The sequence below is a fragment of the Streptomyces niveiscabiei genome, from assembly GCF_001419795.1.
In the GTDB taxonomy this organism is placed as follows: Bacteria; Actinomycetota; Actinomycetes; order Streptomycetales; family Streptomycetaceae; genus Streptomyces; species Streptomyces niveiscabiei.
In genome coordinates this window covers 1-14,070 of record NZ_LIRL01000197.1, presented here as the reverse complement: position 1 = coordinate 14,070, position 14,070 = coordinate 1, and the positions used below count along the sequence as shown (strand labels likewise).

Sequence of the window (14,070 nt, the reverse complement as noted above, 5' to 3'; positions counted from 1 at the left end):
AGATGTGAAGAAGAGACAGGCCCTGAACTCCTCCGCCGCTCCCGGGATCACGATCGACCTGTCCCCCGCCGTCTCCAGCAGCGCCCGCAACCCCTCCACCAGCCCGGCCCGGACCCTCGGCGGTACCCCCTCGACCAGTTTCTCGACCTCGCGGCGGCGGTGGTCCAGCACCTGCCGCACGAGGTCCTCGCCGCGTCCGGTGAGGCGGAGGACGACCTCGCGGCGGCTGACCTCGCTGGCGCGGCGGTCGACGAGCCCCGCCTGTTCCAGCCGCATCACGGACCGCAGGGCGGTGGAGGAGTTCACGCCCAACACCTCGGCCAGCACGGCCAGTTTGACGGGACCGCACCCCTCCAGCGCGACCAGCGTCCGCAGTTGGGCCAGCGACAGGGACTCGTCGACCTCGGCGAGCGCCCGTGCCGAGATCCCCATGACCAGCCGGGACGCGGCCATCACGACGGACACGACGTCGCCGGACTCCACACCGGGCGCCACCGGGGAGTCATCCACGGTTCCTCACCGCCCACCGCAGCGCGCCCCGCACCCGCGGATATCTCGCCGGCGCGTTCTCGTCCATGCGCTCTCCACCCCTCGTTCCCCGACGGGACGTCCCTCACCGCAGCATCCACATCAGGGGCGCGGGCGCACAAGTCCGAGGAAGTGACAGCGCGGGCCAGGGCCGAGCCCGCCGACCGGGTCACGCTCGCGGGAAACGCCGGGCCGCGCTTCCACCGTAGGGGCAACTCCCCTTCGACACCTGCATGTTGACGTCCCGTCAGACCACGCTCACCGACGCCAGCCGGTGTACGTCCCGTGCCGTGCCGGTCACCCCCGACAGGAACCCCTGGGCCCGGGGCGACGCGTTGGTCGTCAGCCACTCGGGGTCGATGTCGCAGACGGTGACGCGGACGCCCGTGCCGACGAGGGCAATCGGCAGGGTGTGCACGACAGTTGAGGGGAAGCTCAGGATCGTACGGCCGATCGGGCCGCGCCGGGCGATGAGTTCGAGGGGGAGTTCGGGGCGGACGATCTCCAGGCCGGACTCGGTCTGGAGGCGGTGGAGCTTCTCCGTGGACTCCCGGCGGTGGGCGAAGTAACGGGTCACGCCGTGGGTCCTGGCCAGGTTCTGGACGGCTTCCAGATACCGCTCCTCGTCCACGACTCCCGTCTCCACGAGGGACGTTCCGACCATGTCGGCGCCCTTGGTGACGGTCGGCGGCCCGAAGCGGGCGCGGGTCCACGCGAACGCGTTCTCCGTGATCCGCACGCCCTCGGGCGCGTCCTCGATGGGCATCGCCGAGAACACCTCGACGCGCCGCCGCGCGGAGGGGGTGAGGCGGCGCCGGGCGGAGGAGGACACCGGCGCGAAGACGAGGTCACGCGGACCGGGCCGGCCTCCCTTGCGGTGCCACCGCACGAGCCGTTCCCCCCGGGCGAGTTGCCCGACGAACTCCATCGTGGCGGTGCCGTCGTCGACAACGACGAGTTCGGGAGCCTTGGTGATGGTCAGCAGCAACTGCACGTACCGGGAGAAGGGATCCCCCATGACGACCCGCCGCGCCCTGCGCAACAGCCGCGACAACCCCCCAACGGTCCGGAAGGGAGCGGCAGTTCCCCCACGCGCCTCCTCCCACCGCACCACATGCCCTTCCTCCCGGGCGAGTTCGGCCATCCGCCTCAACTGCCCCCGGGTCATGGGGTCGTTGGGCGCAAGCACAACGAGCACGAGCCCGTCCTCGACACCCTCCGCCACGCCGGACGACTCCGCGCCCGCCCCCGGCACCCCATCGGTGCCGGAAGCGGGGCCCGCGTATGACGGTTCGCCCTGCCCCGCGCCCGGGCCACGGGCGTGCGCCCACTCCAGGACGTTGAGCAGCTGCACCGGGCTCTCGACGAACGCGAGAGTCGTGGGCGTGTCGGCGCGCGGGGTCATCCTCGTACGGCCAATCCGTCGTAAGGCGTAGCGGGGCACAGGGGTCAGACGGTGAGGGGCTCGCCCGCGGCGTCCGCGATCTCGGCCTCGGCGATGACGCCGGTGACGCGGCGGAGCTTCTTCATGGGGCCGAGCTCGGAGTCGTAGACCTTCTTGACGCCGTCGCCGAGGGACTCCTCGATGGTGCGGATGTCGCGGACGAGGCGCGTGAGGCCGCCGGGCTCGACGGAGGCGGCCTGGTCGGAGCCCCACATCGCGCGGTCGAGGGTGATGTGGCGCTCGACGAAGGTCGCGCCGAGGGCGACGGCGGCCAGCGTGGTCTGGAGGCCCGTCTCGTGGCCGGAGTAGCCGATCGGGACGTTGGGGTACTCGGCCTGGAGGGTGTTGATGACGCGCAGGTTCAGCTCCTCCGCCTTCGCCGGGTAGGTCGAAGTGGCGTGGCAGAGAAGGATGTTGTCCGAGCCGAGGACCTCCACCGCGTGGCGGATCTGCTTCGGGGTGGACATGCCGGTGGAGAGGATGACCGTACGGCCGGTGGAGCGCAGGGCGCGCAGCAGCTCGTCGTCCGTCAGCGAGGCGCTCGCGACCTTGTGGGCGGGGACGTCGAACTTCTCCAGGAAGGCGACGGCCTCGGTGTCCCACGGGGACGCGAACCAGGCGATCCCCTTCTCCTTGCAGTAGTCGTCGATCTTGCGGTACTCGTCCTCGCCGAACTCGACACGGTGGCGGTAGTCGATGTACGTCATCCGGCCCCAGGGGGTGTCCCGCTCGATGTCCCACTGGTCGCGCGGCGTGCAGATCTCGGGCGTGCGCTTCTGGAACTTGACGGCGTCGCAGCCGGCTTCGGCGGCGGCGTCGATCAGCTTGAACGCGTTGTCGAGCTCACCGTTGTGGTTGATGCCGATCTCGCCGCAGATGTAGACGGGGCGGCCGGGGCCGGCCTCGCGCGAACCGAAGTGGCGGATACGGGAGTTGGTGCTCATGGCGGGGTGTTTCCTTACTGGGTGAGGGTGTCGAGCGAGGGTCCGAGGAGCCAGCCGGCGATCTCGCGGATCGCTCCGTCGCCGCCGGCTGTGGCGGTGACCGCGCGGGCGGCGCCCCGGACGACGTCGTGGGCGCTGGCGACAGCCACCGGCCAGCCGACGAGGGCGAAGCAGGGAAGGTCGTTGACGTCGTTGCCGGCGTAGAGGACGCGCTCGGGCGAGATGCCCTGTTCCTCGCACCACTGCTTGAGCGCGAGGTCCTTGCGGTCGATGCCGTGCAGGACGGGGATCTTGAGCTTGCGGGCGCGGGCGGCGACCACGGGGTTCTGTTCGGTGGAGAGGATGAGCAGCTTCTTGCCGCTGCGGCGCAGGGCGGCGATGCCGAGTCCGTCGCCCCGGTGCACGGAGACGAACTCCCGGCCGTCCTGGTCGATCATGACCCGGTCGTCGGTCTGCGTCCCGTCGAAGTCGATGACGACGGCGTCGACTTCGACGCCGGTCGGCAGCCCGCCGGCCCGCTCGGAGTCGAAGAGGGGCGCCAACGCCCGTGCGCGCGCGAGGTCGTGGGGGTCGTCGATCTCCAACACCCGTGCGGGGTCGGTGCGGACGAGTTCGGTACGGCCGAAGAAGCGGTGGTTGTGCGTACGGAACCCGGCGGCGTCCATCGCGTACGCGGCGCCGGTCTCCAGGAAGTCCTGCGGCCGGTCCTGGCGGCGGGGCCGGTACGCCTTGTCGTGGTTGACGCCCTGCCCGCCCTCGGTCTCCTCGCGCCACACGAACCCGTGGAACGCGGCGACCGTCACGGCGGTGTCGGCGCCCTTCTCGACGACGGCCGCGGCGACCCCCTCGACGTCCTCGCGGATCACGAACGGGCTGGTGCACTGCACGAGCAGGACGACGTCCACGGGCGCGCCGTGCGCCGCCTCGTGCGCGTCCATCGCGTGCAGGACGGCCGCCTCGGAGGTCGCGGTGTCTCCGGCGATGACGGCGGGCCGCAGGACGACCTCGGCCCCGGCCTCGCGCGCGGCGGCGGCGATGCTGTGATCGTCGGTCGACACGACCACGTCCGTGACGAGCCGCGCGGCCAGGCACTCCCGCACCGCTCTCGCCACCAGCGGCACGCCCCCGACCGGCGCGAGGTTCTTCGCGGGAACGCCCTTGGAGCCACCCCGCGCGGGGATCACGGCAAGCACCCGGCGCGGTGAACCGCCTTGCGTCGCTTGCGAGTTGGACATGGAGTGGACTCCTTGTACGGATTCTGGGGACACCACCGCGCGGCTCACAGCTCGCCCATCCGCCGGATCACCGGCGCCACGCGCTGCACCCCGTGCCGGTAGGCACCCCGGGCGGCGCGGCGGACGATCTGGCGGACGGGCCCCGGCGTCTTGTCGGCGGCCGGCGCACCCGGCAACGGCGAGCCGTCCGGGCCGAGGTGGTGGCGGGCGAGGATGCCGGGGAGGTAGCCCGGCGCGGTGGCCTGCGTGTAGTACGGCTGGAGCGGCGGGAGTTGGGATCGGTCGAGGAGCTTGGCGATCCGCTCGCGGGCCGCGTCGAAGGCGTTCTCGTAGCTGCCGTCGGCGCAGACACCTTGCCGGGACACCCACTCCTCGTCCGCCACCGGCCGGTGCCCGGCGTCGAGTTGCTCCCAGGACGCGAGGCACCCGGAGCCGACGAAGTGGTGGTTGCCGAGGGACTCCCGGATGCCGAGGTCGGTGAGGACGACGGTCGGGATACGGCGGTGGAGCGATTCGAGCGCGGCCGTGGAGCTGATGGTGACCAGCAGGTCGGTGCGGTCGAGGACCTCGCCCATGTTCCCGTACACCAGCCGGAAGTTGGCCGGCAGGTCCTGGCGCTGGGCGAGCTTCTGGTAGGGCAACTCCTCGATGTGGGTGGTGTGTTCACCCGGCTTGGAGCGCAGCTTGAGCAGCACCTCGCGGTTCGGGTGCAGCCGGGCGTGCTGGACCAGCCGGTCCAGCAGGTAGGTGCGGTCCTTGCGGCTCTCCGGCACGGAGGGCTGCGCGGCGAACACCACGGTGTACGGCTGGTGTTCACCCGTGTAGGGCGCGCCCCCCAGGAACGGCAGGGCGACTTCGGTCACCGCCGAGGAGTCGGCGCCGACCCCGTCGTACACGGCCTTGAAACGGTCCGCGTCCTGGCGGGAGTTGGCGAGGACGAGGTCCGCGCCGTGGCGCAGGAGGAGGCCGTCGGCGAGCTTCTCGTAGACGACACCGACGTACCCGGTGACGACGACGGGGCGCGGCCCGTCCGCCCAGACGCGCCCCAGGCCGTGGAGCATGGCCTGCACGCCGCCGCCGACGAGCGACAAGACCAGGACGTCGTACTTCTCGGCGGCCATCGCGCGCAGGAACTCGACGGCCGTGACCTCGCGCAGCGAGTCCGCGGCGATCCCCACCTCGGCGAGCTGCCGGGGTGTGGGGGTCGCGCGTCCGCGCAGCAGATAACCGTCCAGAATGGGTTCCGGGCCGCTGTCGGGAGCGATGCGCCGGGCGGTGCGTGCTCCCCATTTCCAGCGGGTGTCGGAGTCCGCGAGGACGGCGATCCTGAGGGGTGTCGAAGTACGTGGTGGCACAGCAGGAGAGACTAGTAATGCAAAATCCGGCATCGCGAAAACCAAGACTCAACAAAAAGTGAACAGCACCCTACCGAGCGGCCAACTGGGCCGTGGAATCATGGAAAGCAGCCAGGATGCACATTCCCGACGCATCGAGTTCACCGCCCGTACAGCTTCCGGACGCCTCCCCCGCCGCGCCGCCTCCTAGGCTCACCCAGGTGCCCAAGCTCTCCGTGATCGTGCCCTGTTACAACGTGCAGCACCTCGTACTGGACACCCTCAGAAGCCTCCAGGCGAACGCGCGCGAGGATTTCGAGTTCGTCCTTGTCGACGACAAGTCGAAGGACGACACCGCGGCCGTTCTGGAACGCGCGGCCGAAACCCTCGGGAAGGTCTCCCAGGTGCAGGTCGTCCGCCCCGAGAAGAACGGCGGACTGGCCACCGCCCGTAATAACGGACTGAATGTGGCGCGCGGTGAATATCTGACATTTCTCGACGGCGACGACTGGTACGCGCGCGGTTTTCTGGCCGAATTGGTCGATTCGATCGAGAAACTCGGCTGTGATTTCGTCCGGGTGGATCATGTGCAGACGACGGCCCGCGCCCGCGCGGTCTTCCGCCACCCCGAGGGCCGCCGGAACGTGGTCCTGAACCCCCGCGACTCGATCCTGCCGCCGGACCGCTCGACCTCGGTCGACTACCCGTACGCGTGGGCCGGCGTCTACCACCGCCGCCTCGTCGACCAGGGGCTGCTGCACTTCACGGACGGGCTGCGCACCGCCGAGGACCGGCCCTGGATCTGGAAGCTGCACCGCGAGGCCGAGTCGTTCGCGGTGGCCGACCTGCACGGCATCTTCTACCGGCGCGGCGTCGCCAACTCCCTGACGCAGATCGGGGATGTGCGCCAGCTGGACTTCATCCGCGCCTTCGACCAGGTGATCGAGGAGACCTCGAAGGACCCGGACGCGGACAGGCTGCTGCCGAAGGCGGTCCGCACGTACCTCGCGATCATCGCCCACCACCTGTCGGAGATCGAGAAGTTCGAGCCTCCGGTGGCCAAACTGCTGCGGGTGCGCAGCGCCGCCGCCATGCAGCGGCTGCCGCAGGAACTCCTCACGGACGTGCTCGACACCATGGACATCGAGCGCTCCGCCAAGCTGCGGCGGCTGCGCCGCAAGGTCACGACAGCGAAGGCGGCTGCCTGATGCCCCGCACGACCCAGATCTACGTCGCCTCCACGCTGTACGGCGTCGCGACCATCGCCGCCGCGATGGACTCGGACGCGTTCCCGGCGGCGGACCGCCGGCTGCTGCTGGTGTGCAACAACGCCAACGCCCCTGAAACGGTGGACACGTTGGAGGCGATGCCGGGGTTCGCGCCGCTGCGCCGACGGTTCGACGGGGTGCTGTCCTGGAACGAAGCGATCAGCCCGTTCCACCCGAGCACCTGGTCGCCGCGCGCCGACGACACCGTGCTGTTCGAGCGGTACCTGCGGATGCTGTGGAACCTCGGCGACGACCGGATCGAGATCGTCCTGGAGTCCCTCCAGGTCAACCCGGCCCAGGCGATCGCCGCCTGCTTCTTCGGCGCCCCCGTCGACGTGTACGCGGACGGCCTGATGACGTACGGCCCGACCCGCAACAAGGTCGACCCGCTGATCGGCACCCGGGTCCGCCGGGTCCTGCACCTCGACCTGGTCCCCGGCGAAGTCCCGCTGGTCCTCACGGAGTTCGGTGTCCCCGCCGAGATCGTGCCGACGGACGCGTTCCTCAAGGTGCTCGGCGAGATCACGGACACCGCCGAGGAGTTGCCGCGTCTGCCGGACAACTCGGCGCTGCTGCTGGGCCAGTACCTCGCCGCCCTCGACATCCTCACCGTCGAGGAGGAAGAGGCCCTGCACGTACGCATGTTGCGCGGCGCGGTCGCCAAGGGGCACACCTCGATCGCGTTCAAGCCGCACCCCTCCGCACCGGCCGGGTACAGCACGGCACTTGAGGCGGCGGCGAAGGAACTCGGCGCGGATCTCCTGGTGCTGGACACCCCGGTCCTCGCGGAGGTGCTGTTCGCGACCGCCGAACCTGCCCTGGTCGTGGGCTGCTTCTCCACCGCCCTGTTCACGGCGAAGGAGTTCTACGGTATCCCCGTCGCGCGCGTCGGCACCCCGCTGATGCTGGAGCGGCTCGTCCCCTTCCAGAACAGCAACCGCGTACCGGTGATCCTCGCGGACGCGCTGCTGCCCGACCTGGAGGGCAAGGACCAACCCGTCGCCATCGATGACCTGTTGGAGACGATGGGCTTCGTCATGCAGGCCCAGATCTACCCGCACCTGCGGCCCGTGGCGGAGAAGTACCTGAGCACCCGCCTCACCCCGCGCACCCAGCGCTTCTTCCGCCGCCGCCGGCTCACCGCCCTCGGCCTGCCCGGCGGCATCCCGGCCCGCCTCGCGTTCCTGCCCCGCAACGCCACCGCGCGCAGGGTCGTACGGCGGGCCCGCGCGCTGAAGAAGTCCGTGAAGAAGTAACCCGGCAGGGCGCCGGGATGAACATTCGGCGACGAGTGGGCGCAGCGTCCGTTCCTCGCCCGAACGTGCCGATCCGGCGCCCTACCATCCCCCTTGACCACCTCTCCCGTACGAGGGATACCAGCGTGACCGAGACGGCCGTAAGAACCACGGAGCCCCCGGCGGAGCAGATAGCGGCGCCCAAGCCGCCTCGGGTGAACCGGCTGCGCGCCCTCGACGGGCTGCGGCTCGTGGCCGCGCTCATGGTCGCCCTGTACCACTACGCGGGGCGCGGCGCGCAGGTCTCCACGTCGTGGGGTGCCTCGCCGAAGACCGAGTTCCCGACGCTGCACCAGTTCGCGACGTACGGCTGTCTCGGTGTCCAGGTCTTCTTCGTCATCAGCGGGTTCGTGATCTGCATGAGCGGCTGGGGGCGGTCCCTCCAGTCGTTCTTCGCGTCCCGCGTCTCGCGGCTCATGCCCGCGTACTGGTTCGCCGTCGCCCTGCTCGTCGTCGTGATGGCGCTGCCCGCCGTCCCCTTCAAGGGGGTCTCGCCGAGCGACGCGCTGATCAACTTCACGCTCCTGCAACAGCCGATCGGCGCGGAGCGCGTCCTCGGCGTCTGCTGGACCCTCTGGGTCGAGATCCGCTTCTACGCCCTCTTCGCGCTCCTCGTCGTCATCCCCGGCGCCAACCGCCGCCGCGTCCTGATGTTCTCCATCGGCTGGCTCTTCGCCATCCCCATCGCCCAGGCCTCCCACCTGCCGTTCCTCGACCTGGTCGTCATGCCCGAGTACGCCCCCTACTTCATCGGCGGCATGGGCCTCTACCTCGTCCACCGCGACCGCCACGACATCTACGCCTGGGGCCTCGCCGCCGCCGGCTTCCTCATCGGCCAGCACTACGCCGTCAAGGACCTCTGGAACGCCTCCGACCCCAACGCCTTCGCCCACCGCACGACGTTCGGCATCGTCGCGATCGTCGCGTTCGGCTTCATCGCGGTCGCCGCGATCGCCCTCGGTTGGCTGAACTGGGCGAACTGGAAGTGGCTGACGGTGGCGGGGGCACTGACGTACCCGTTCTACCTGCTGCACGAACACCTGGGCTGGGTGGTGATCTGGACCCTGCACAGGAAGCTGGACATCCCGGCGATCCCGACGTTCTTCTTGACGGTGGGAGGGATGCTGGGGCTGGCGTACTTGATCTACAGGTTCATCGAGAAGCCGTTCACACCGAAACTGCGTACGGCGTTGCTGAAGGCGCGCTAACGCTTTCCGTACCGTGCCGCGACGCCGTCGATGATGATCTCCAAGCCCTCCGCGAAGTGCCGGTCATAGTCCGCGAAAATCTCCGCCCCCGCCGCCGCGGCCAGCGGAAACTCCGCCATCCTCCGCGCCCGCTCCTCCACGTCGTACCCCTCCCGCCGCTCCCCGGGCAGGGGTACAACCCCTTGCTCCTCGATCACGAACCCGACGGTGTAGCTCGTAGCGGTGGTGTACGCCCGCACCCCGTCGGCCAAAGAGAACCCCGCGTCGACAAAAAACCGCAGGTTCTCCTCCATCCGCGCCCCATGCTCCGTCCCGGTGAACCGTGACCCGCTGAACACCTTCGCCCCGTCCCGGTACGACAGCAGCGCACCCCGCAGGGCAACACACGCCCCCCGTATCCGCTCCTGCCAGGAATCCGCGTCGAGGACGACCCCCGCCTCCATCCGCCGGAACATCACGGTCGCCATCTCGTCGAGCAACGCCTGCTTGTCCTTGAAATGCCAGTACAGCGCGGGCGCCTTGACGTCCAGCTCCTTGGCGATGGCCCGCAGCGTGAGCCCGTCGAGCCCGACGTCGTTCAACAGGGCGAGCGCGGTCTCGGCGACCCGGGTGCGGTCGAGGGGGGCACGGCGTTCGGTCGTCACGGGAAACAGCTTGACACCTTAACAACGTTAAGGGCACCCTCATGGACGTAGTCACTTAACGACGTTAAGGAGACGATCGTGCAGCACACCGACGTCCTGATCATCGGCGCGGGCCCCACCGGCCTGACCCTCGGCATCGACCTGGCCCGCAGGGGCGTCGCCGCCCTGGTCGCCGAGAGGGGCCCGGCCCTCTCCCCCGGCTCCCGCGGCAAGGGCCTCCAGCCCCGTACCCTGGAGGTCTTCGAGGACCTCGGCGTCGCGGCAGAGATCCTCGCGGCGGGCGGCCCCTACCCCACGACGATGACCTGGCGGAACGGCGAACAGCTGGGCGAACGCCCGATGTTCGACCCCGTCGAGGAGGACGAGGGCACCCGCTTCACCGAACCCTGGATGATCCCCCAGTGGCGCACCCAGGAGATCCTGTACGACCGCCTGCGCGCCCTCGGCGGCCAAGTGGCGTTCGACAAGGAGGCGTTGGCCCTCGCACAGGACGACGCCGGCGCGACCGTCACCTTCACCGGAGGTACGGAGATCCGCGCCCGGTACGTCGTCGCGGCGGACGGCGGACGCTCGACTCTGCGCCGGGCCCTCGGCATCGGCCTGGCCGGCGGCGAGACCCTCTCCCCCGACCCGATCGTCGTCGCGGACGTCCGCGTTCCCGGCCTCAGCCGCACGCACTGGCACATGTTCCCGCCGGCGGAGGAGGGCACCGGCTTCCTCGCGATCTGCCCTGTCGCGAGGACGGACCACTTCCAGCTCGTCGCCCAAGTCACCGGCGCCGAGGGCCCGTTGGAGACGGTCACCCTGAATACCGTGAACGACCTCCTGCGCGCCCGCACCCACCTCTCCGGCGCGACCGACCTGACCTGGTCCTCGGCCTTCGTCCCCCGCACCGCCCTCGCCGACCGCTTCCGCGCCGGCCGGGTCTTCCTCGCGGGCGACGCCGCGCACATCCACACTCCGGCGGGCGGCCAGGGCCTCAACACCAGCGTCCAGGACGCCTACAACCTCGGCTGGAAACTCGGCGCGGTCCTCAAGGGCGCCCCGCCGAGCCTCCTCGACACGTACGAGGAGGAGCGCAGGGCCGTCGCCGCCGACATGCTGGGCCTGTCGACGGCCATCGCCCGCTCCGAGGCGCGGCGCGGCCGGTCCACCCGCCAACTGGACCTGAACTACCGGGAGTCGAGCCTGTCACAGGGGACGACTCAGGGGCTGCGGGCCGGCGACCGCGTCCCCCGCACTCTCGACGGCACCGACCTCCACGCCCTCGTCCAGGGCCCCGACTGGACCGAACTCACCCTCGCCGAGGGCGTGTTCCTCGTCCGCCCGGACGGGTACGTCGGCTGGTCCGGGCCGACGCGCGAGGGCCTGGCCGAATACGCGGCACAGGTCGGCGCCTGAACTCACCCGGCGCCCACCCCCCTCACGCGCCGGCCAACGACAGCTTCACCGCGAACCCCAGGAACAGCGCCCCCGCCGCCGAAGTCGCCCCCGCCGCAAGCCTCTTGCGACGCCGGAACGCCGTCGCCAGCTTCGTACCGCCGAAGATCAGCGCGCTCAGGTACAGCACGCTGAAGGCCTGCGCGAACGTGCCGAGCACCACGAACGACAGCGCGGGGTAGGCGTATCCGGGGTCGACGAACTGCACGAAGAAGGCGATGAAGAACAGGATCGCCTTCGGGTTGAGCAGGCTCACGACGAACGCCCGCCGGAACGGCCGCTCATCTCCCTTCGCAGCGACGGGAGTTGTCTCCTGCTCCGCCGTCCGCCGCGCCCGCCACATCCCCCACGCGGCCCGCAGCATCCCGACCGCGAGCCAGCTCAGGTATCCGGCGCCGGCGTACTTCACGATCCCGAACAGCAGCGCGTTCCCCTGGAGCAGCGAGGCGACGCCTGCGGCGGAGAGCGTCATCAGCACGGTGTCCCCGCACCAGACGCCGGCCGCCGCGGTGTACCCGGCGCGGACCCCGCGCCGGGCGGCGACGGAGAGGACGTACAGCGAGTTGGGCCCCGGCAGCAGGACGATCGCCAGCAGGCCGATCAGGTAGGTGGGGAGATCTATGACACCAAGCATGGACCGAGTGTGACATGCGGGTACGAGGGTGAGGCACCGGGCGCTTCCGGGTGCCCGGCGCCGGTTCAGAACGCGTCGGTCGGGACCTTCCGGGTGCCCGGCGCCAATTCAGAACGCGTCCGTGGGGACGTACGTCCCCCACACCTCCCGCAGCGCGTCGCACACCTCGCCCACCGTCGCCCTCGCCCGCAGCGCCTCCCGCATCGGGTACAGCACGTTGTCCTCCCCCGACGCCGCCTTCCGCAGCGCGTCCAGCGCCGCGTCCACCGCCGCTTGGTCCCGGCCCGCCCTCAACTCCGCGAGCCTGCGCGCCTGTTGCGCCTCGATCGCCGGGTCGACGCGCAGCGGCTCGTACGGCTCCTCCTCGTCGAGGCGGAACCGGTTGACGCCGACGACGACCCGCTCCCCGGCGTCCTGCTCCCGCGCGATCCGGTACGCGCTGCGCTCGATCTCGCCCTTCTGGAACCCGTGCTCGATCGCGGCAACGGCCCCGCCCAACTCCTCGACCTTGCCCATGAGTTCGAGCGCGGCGGCCTCGACGTCGTCCGTCATCCGCTCGACGACGTACGACCCGGCGAAGGGGTCGACGGTGGCGGTCACGTCGGTCTCGTACGCCAGCACCTGCTGGGTCCGCAGCGCGAGGCGCGCGCTCTTGTCGGTCGGCAGGGCGATGGCCTCGTCGAAGGAGTTGGTGTGCAGGGACTGGGTGCCGCCGAACACCGCGCCGAGGGCCTGTACGGCGACCCGGACGATATTCACCTCGGGCTGCTGCGCGGTGAGTTGGACGCCGGCGGTCTGTGTGTGGAACCTCAGCATCAGGGACTTGGGGTTCTCCGCGCCGAACTCCTCCTTCATCACGCGGGCCCAAATGCGCCGTGCCGCACGGAACTTGGCGACCTCCTCCAGGATCGTCGTCCGCGCGACGAAGAAGAACGAGAGGCGGGGCGCGAAGTCGTCGACGTCCATGCCGGCGGCGACCGCCGTACGGACGTACTCGATCCCGTCGGCCAGCGTGAACGCGATCTCCTGCGCGGGGCTCGCGCCCGCCTCCGCCATGTGGTACCCGGAGATCGAGATCGTGTTCCACCTCGGGATCTCGGCCCGGCAGTACTTGAAGATGTCGGCGGTCAGCCTCAGGGACGGCTTGGGCGGGAAGATGTACGTCCCCCGCGCGATGTACTCCTTGAGTACGTCGTTCTGGATCGTCCCCGTCAGCGCGCCCGCCTCGACGCCCTGTTCCTCCGCGACGAGCTGGTACATCAACAGGAGCAGCGCGGCGGGGGCGTTGATCGTCATCGACGTCGACACCTGGTCCAGGGGGATGCCGTCGAACAGCACCTTCATGTCGTCCACGGAGTCGATGGCGACGCCCACCTTGCCGACCTCGCCGGAGGCGATCGGGGCGTCCGAGTCGTGGCCCATCTGCGTGGGGAGGTCGAAGGCGACGGACAGGCCCGTCGTGCCGTTGGCGATGAGGTGGCGGTAGCGGGCGTTGGACTCCACGGCCGTGCCGAAGCCGGCGTACTGGCGCATCGTCCAGGGGCGGCCGGTGTACATCGACGGGTACACGCCCCGGGTGTACGGGTACTCCCCGGGTACCCCCAGCTTGCGCGCCGGGTCCCAGTCCGCGAGTGCCTCCGGTCCGTAGACCGGTTCGATGGGGAGTCCGGACTCCGACTCGCGCGTCATGCTGCCGCCGCCTCTCGCCGAGCTGATGTGCCTTCGCACCATCTTGGCCCAGCGGTGTACGGGAGTCCCGCGGAGGGAGGAGAGGGCGCGGACGGGACCGGGGGAACGTGTCCCGCCCGCGCCAGGTGCACCGAGCCGTAGGTACGGGGGGAACCCCGGCTCTGTGCGAGGGCCGATGACCAGTCGGCTCACTTGTTACTGCGCCGGGGGGCGGGAAAGTGTCACACCCTCAGAGAAGTTTTTTCTGAACGCCGGAAAACGGCAGGTCAGGGCTAGGCGAGGAGCTGTGCGGCGCCGTGCGGGCGGGCGCCGCCGCCTCCGCTGTGACCGCCACCGCTGTGACTGCCGCCACCGCCACCGCCACCGCCGTACGTACCACCGCCGTGTCCCCCTCCGGAGTTACCCCC

The 14,070-nt window shown here is 70.4% G+C and carries 12 protein-coding genes; 4 read left to right on the top strand and 8 right to left on the bottom strand.

Annotated features, from left to right (window positions below; all coding sequences use genetic code 11):
• From AOK24_RS52255 to AOK24_RS11200, 5 genes are all read right to left on the bottom strand, one after another.
• Positions 1-510, bottom strand: a 510-nt coding sequence (locus tag AOK24_RS52255) for a MarR family winged helix-turn-helix transcriptional regulator (protein ID WP_276206831.1), incomplete at its 3' end; no start/stop codon positions are given.
• Between the two features lie 265 nt (positions 511-775).
• Positions 776-1,933: a hypothetical protein gene (locus AOK24_RS11215; protein WP_055719920.1), complete on the bottom strand. Its 1,158-nt coding sequence runs from the start codon at positions 1,931-1,933 to the stop codon at positions 776-778.
• A 44-nt stretch (positions 1,934-1,977) separates the two neighbouring features.
• Positions 1,978-2,916, bottom strand: coding sequence for an N-acetylneuraminate synthase family protein (locus AOK24_RS11210; RefSeq protein ID WP_055719919.1), 939 nt, complete (start codon positions 2,914-2,916; stop codon positions 1,978-1,980).
• A 14-nt stretch (positions 2,917-2,930) separates the two neighbouring features.
• Complete coding sequence (locus AOK24_RS11205) at positions 2,931-4,151, bottom strand: acylneuraminate cytidylyltransferase (RefSeq protein WP_055719918.1); 1,221 nt, start codon at positions 4,149-4,151, stop codon at positions 2,931-2,933.
• 44 nt (positions 4,152-4,195) lie between these two features.
• Positions 4,196-5,506, bottom strand: coding sequence for a DUF6716 putative glycosyltransferase (locus tag AOK24_RS11200; RefSeq protein WP_420876661.1), 1,311 nt, complete (start codon positions 5,504-5,506; stop codon positions 4,196-4,198).
• Positions 5,507-5,706: 200 nt separating this feature from the next.
• Here AOK24_RS11200 and AOK24_RS11195 point away from each other — a divergent pair, with 200 nt between their 5' ends.
• The 3 genes from AOK24_RS11195 (at position 5,707) to AOK24_RS11185 (ending at position 9,256) form a co-directional block, all read left to right on the top strand.
• On the top strand, positions 5,707-6,693 hold the full coding sequence (locus tag AOK24_RS11195) for a glycosyltransferase family 2 protein (RefSeq protein WP_055719916.1): 987 nt from the start codon (positions 5,707-5,709) through the stop codon (positions 6,691-6,693).
• The gene (locus AOK24_RS11190) at positions 6,693-8,009 is read left to right on the top strand and encodes an alpha-2,8-polysialyltransferase family protein (protein ID WP_055719915.1); all 1,317 of its coding nucleotides are present in this window, start codon (positions 6,693-6,695) and stop codon (positions 8,007-8,009) included. The genes AOK24_RS11195 and AOK24_RS11190 overlap by 1 nt, the downstream gene beginning before the upstream one ends.
• A gap of 125 nt (positions 8,010-8,134) precedes the next feature.
• Complete coding sequence (locus tag AOK24_RS11185) at positions 8,135-9,256, top strand: acyltransferase family protein (protein ID WP_055719914.1); 1,122 nt, start codon at positions 8,135-8,137, stop codon at positions 9,254-9,256.
• Here the strand turns inward: AOK24_RS11185 and AOK24_RS11180 are convergent.
• Positions 9,253-9,900: a TetR/AcrR family transcriptional regulator C-terminal domain-containing protein gene (locus AOK24_RS11180; RefSeq protein ID WP_055719913.1), complete on the bottom strand. Its 648-nt coding sequence runs from the start codon at positions 9,898-9,900 to the stop codon at positions 9,253-9,255. The genes AOK24_RS11185 and AOK24_RS11180 overlap by 4 nt on opposite strands.
• Positions 9,901-9,975: 75 nt before the next feature.
• On the opposite strand from AOK24_RS11180, the gene AOK24_RS11175 reads away from it, so the two are divergent.
• Positions 9,976-11,301 (top strand): FAD-dependent monooxygenase, encoded by a 1,326-nt coding sequence (locus AOK24_RS11175; RefSeq protein WP_079056762.1) that lies wholly within the window; start codon positions 9,976-9,978, stop codon positions 11,299-11,301.
• Between the two features lie 22 nt (positions 11,302-11,323).
• Here AOK24_RS11175 and leuE read toward each other — a convergent pair whose 3' ends face one another.
• Together leuE and AOK24_RS11165 are read right to left on the bottom strand one after the other, a co-directional pair.
• The gene (gene leuE / locus AOK24_RS11170) at positions 11,324-11,974 is read right to left on the bottom strand and encodes a leucine efflux protein LeuE (RefSeq protein ID WP_055719911.1); all 651 of its coding nucleotides are present in this window, start codon (positions 11,972-11,974) and stop codon (positions 11,324-11,326) included.
• A 108-nt stretch (positions 11,975-12,082) separates the two neighbouring features.
• Complete coding sequence (locus tag AOK24_RS11165) at positions 12,083-13,663, bottom strand: acyl-CoA mutase large subunit family protein (RefSeq protein WP_055719910.1); 1,581 nt, start codon at positions 13,661-13,663, stop codon at positions 12,083-12,085.
• Positions 13,664-14,070 lie beyond the last annotated feature (407 nt).

Excerpts from the sequence above, each read along its gene's own strand:
- AOK24_RS11215 (WP_055719920.1), bottom strand. The coding sequence starts at position 1,933 with ATGACCCCGCGCGCCGACACGCCCACGACTCTCGCGTTCGTCGAGAGC.
- AOK24_RS11190 (WP_055719915.1), top strand. The coding sequence starts at position 6,693 with ATGCCCCGCACGACCCAGATCTACGTCGCCTCCACGCTGTACGGCGTC.
- AOK24_RS11165 (WP_055719910.1), bottom strand. The coding sequence starts at position 13,663 with ATGACGCGCGAGTCGGAGTCCGGACTCCCCATCGAACCGGTCTACGGA.
- AOK24_RS11205 (WP_055719918.1), bottom strand. The coding sequence starts at position 4,151 with ATGTCCAACTCGCAAGCGACGCAAGGCGGTTCACCGCGCCGGGTGCTT.
- AOK24_RS11210 (WP_055719919.1), bottom strand. The coding sequence starts at position 2,916 with ATGAGCACCAACTCCCGTATCCGCCACTTCGGTTCGCGCGAGGCCGGC.
- leuE (WP_055719911.1), bottom strand. The coding sequence starts at position 11,974 with ATGCTTGGTGTCATAGATCTCCCCACCTACCTGATCGGCCTGCTGGCG.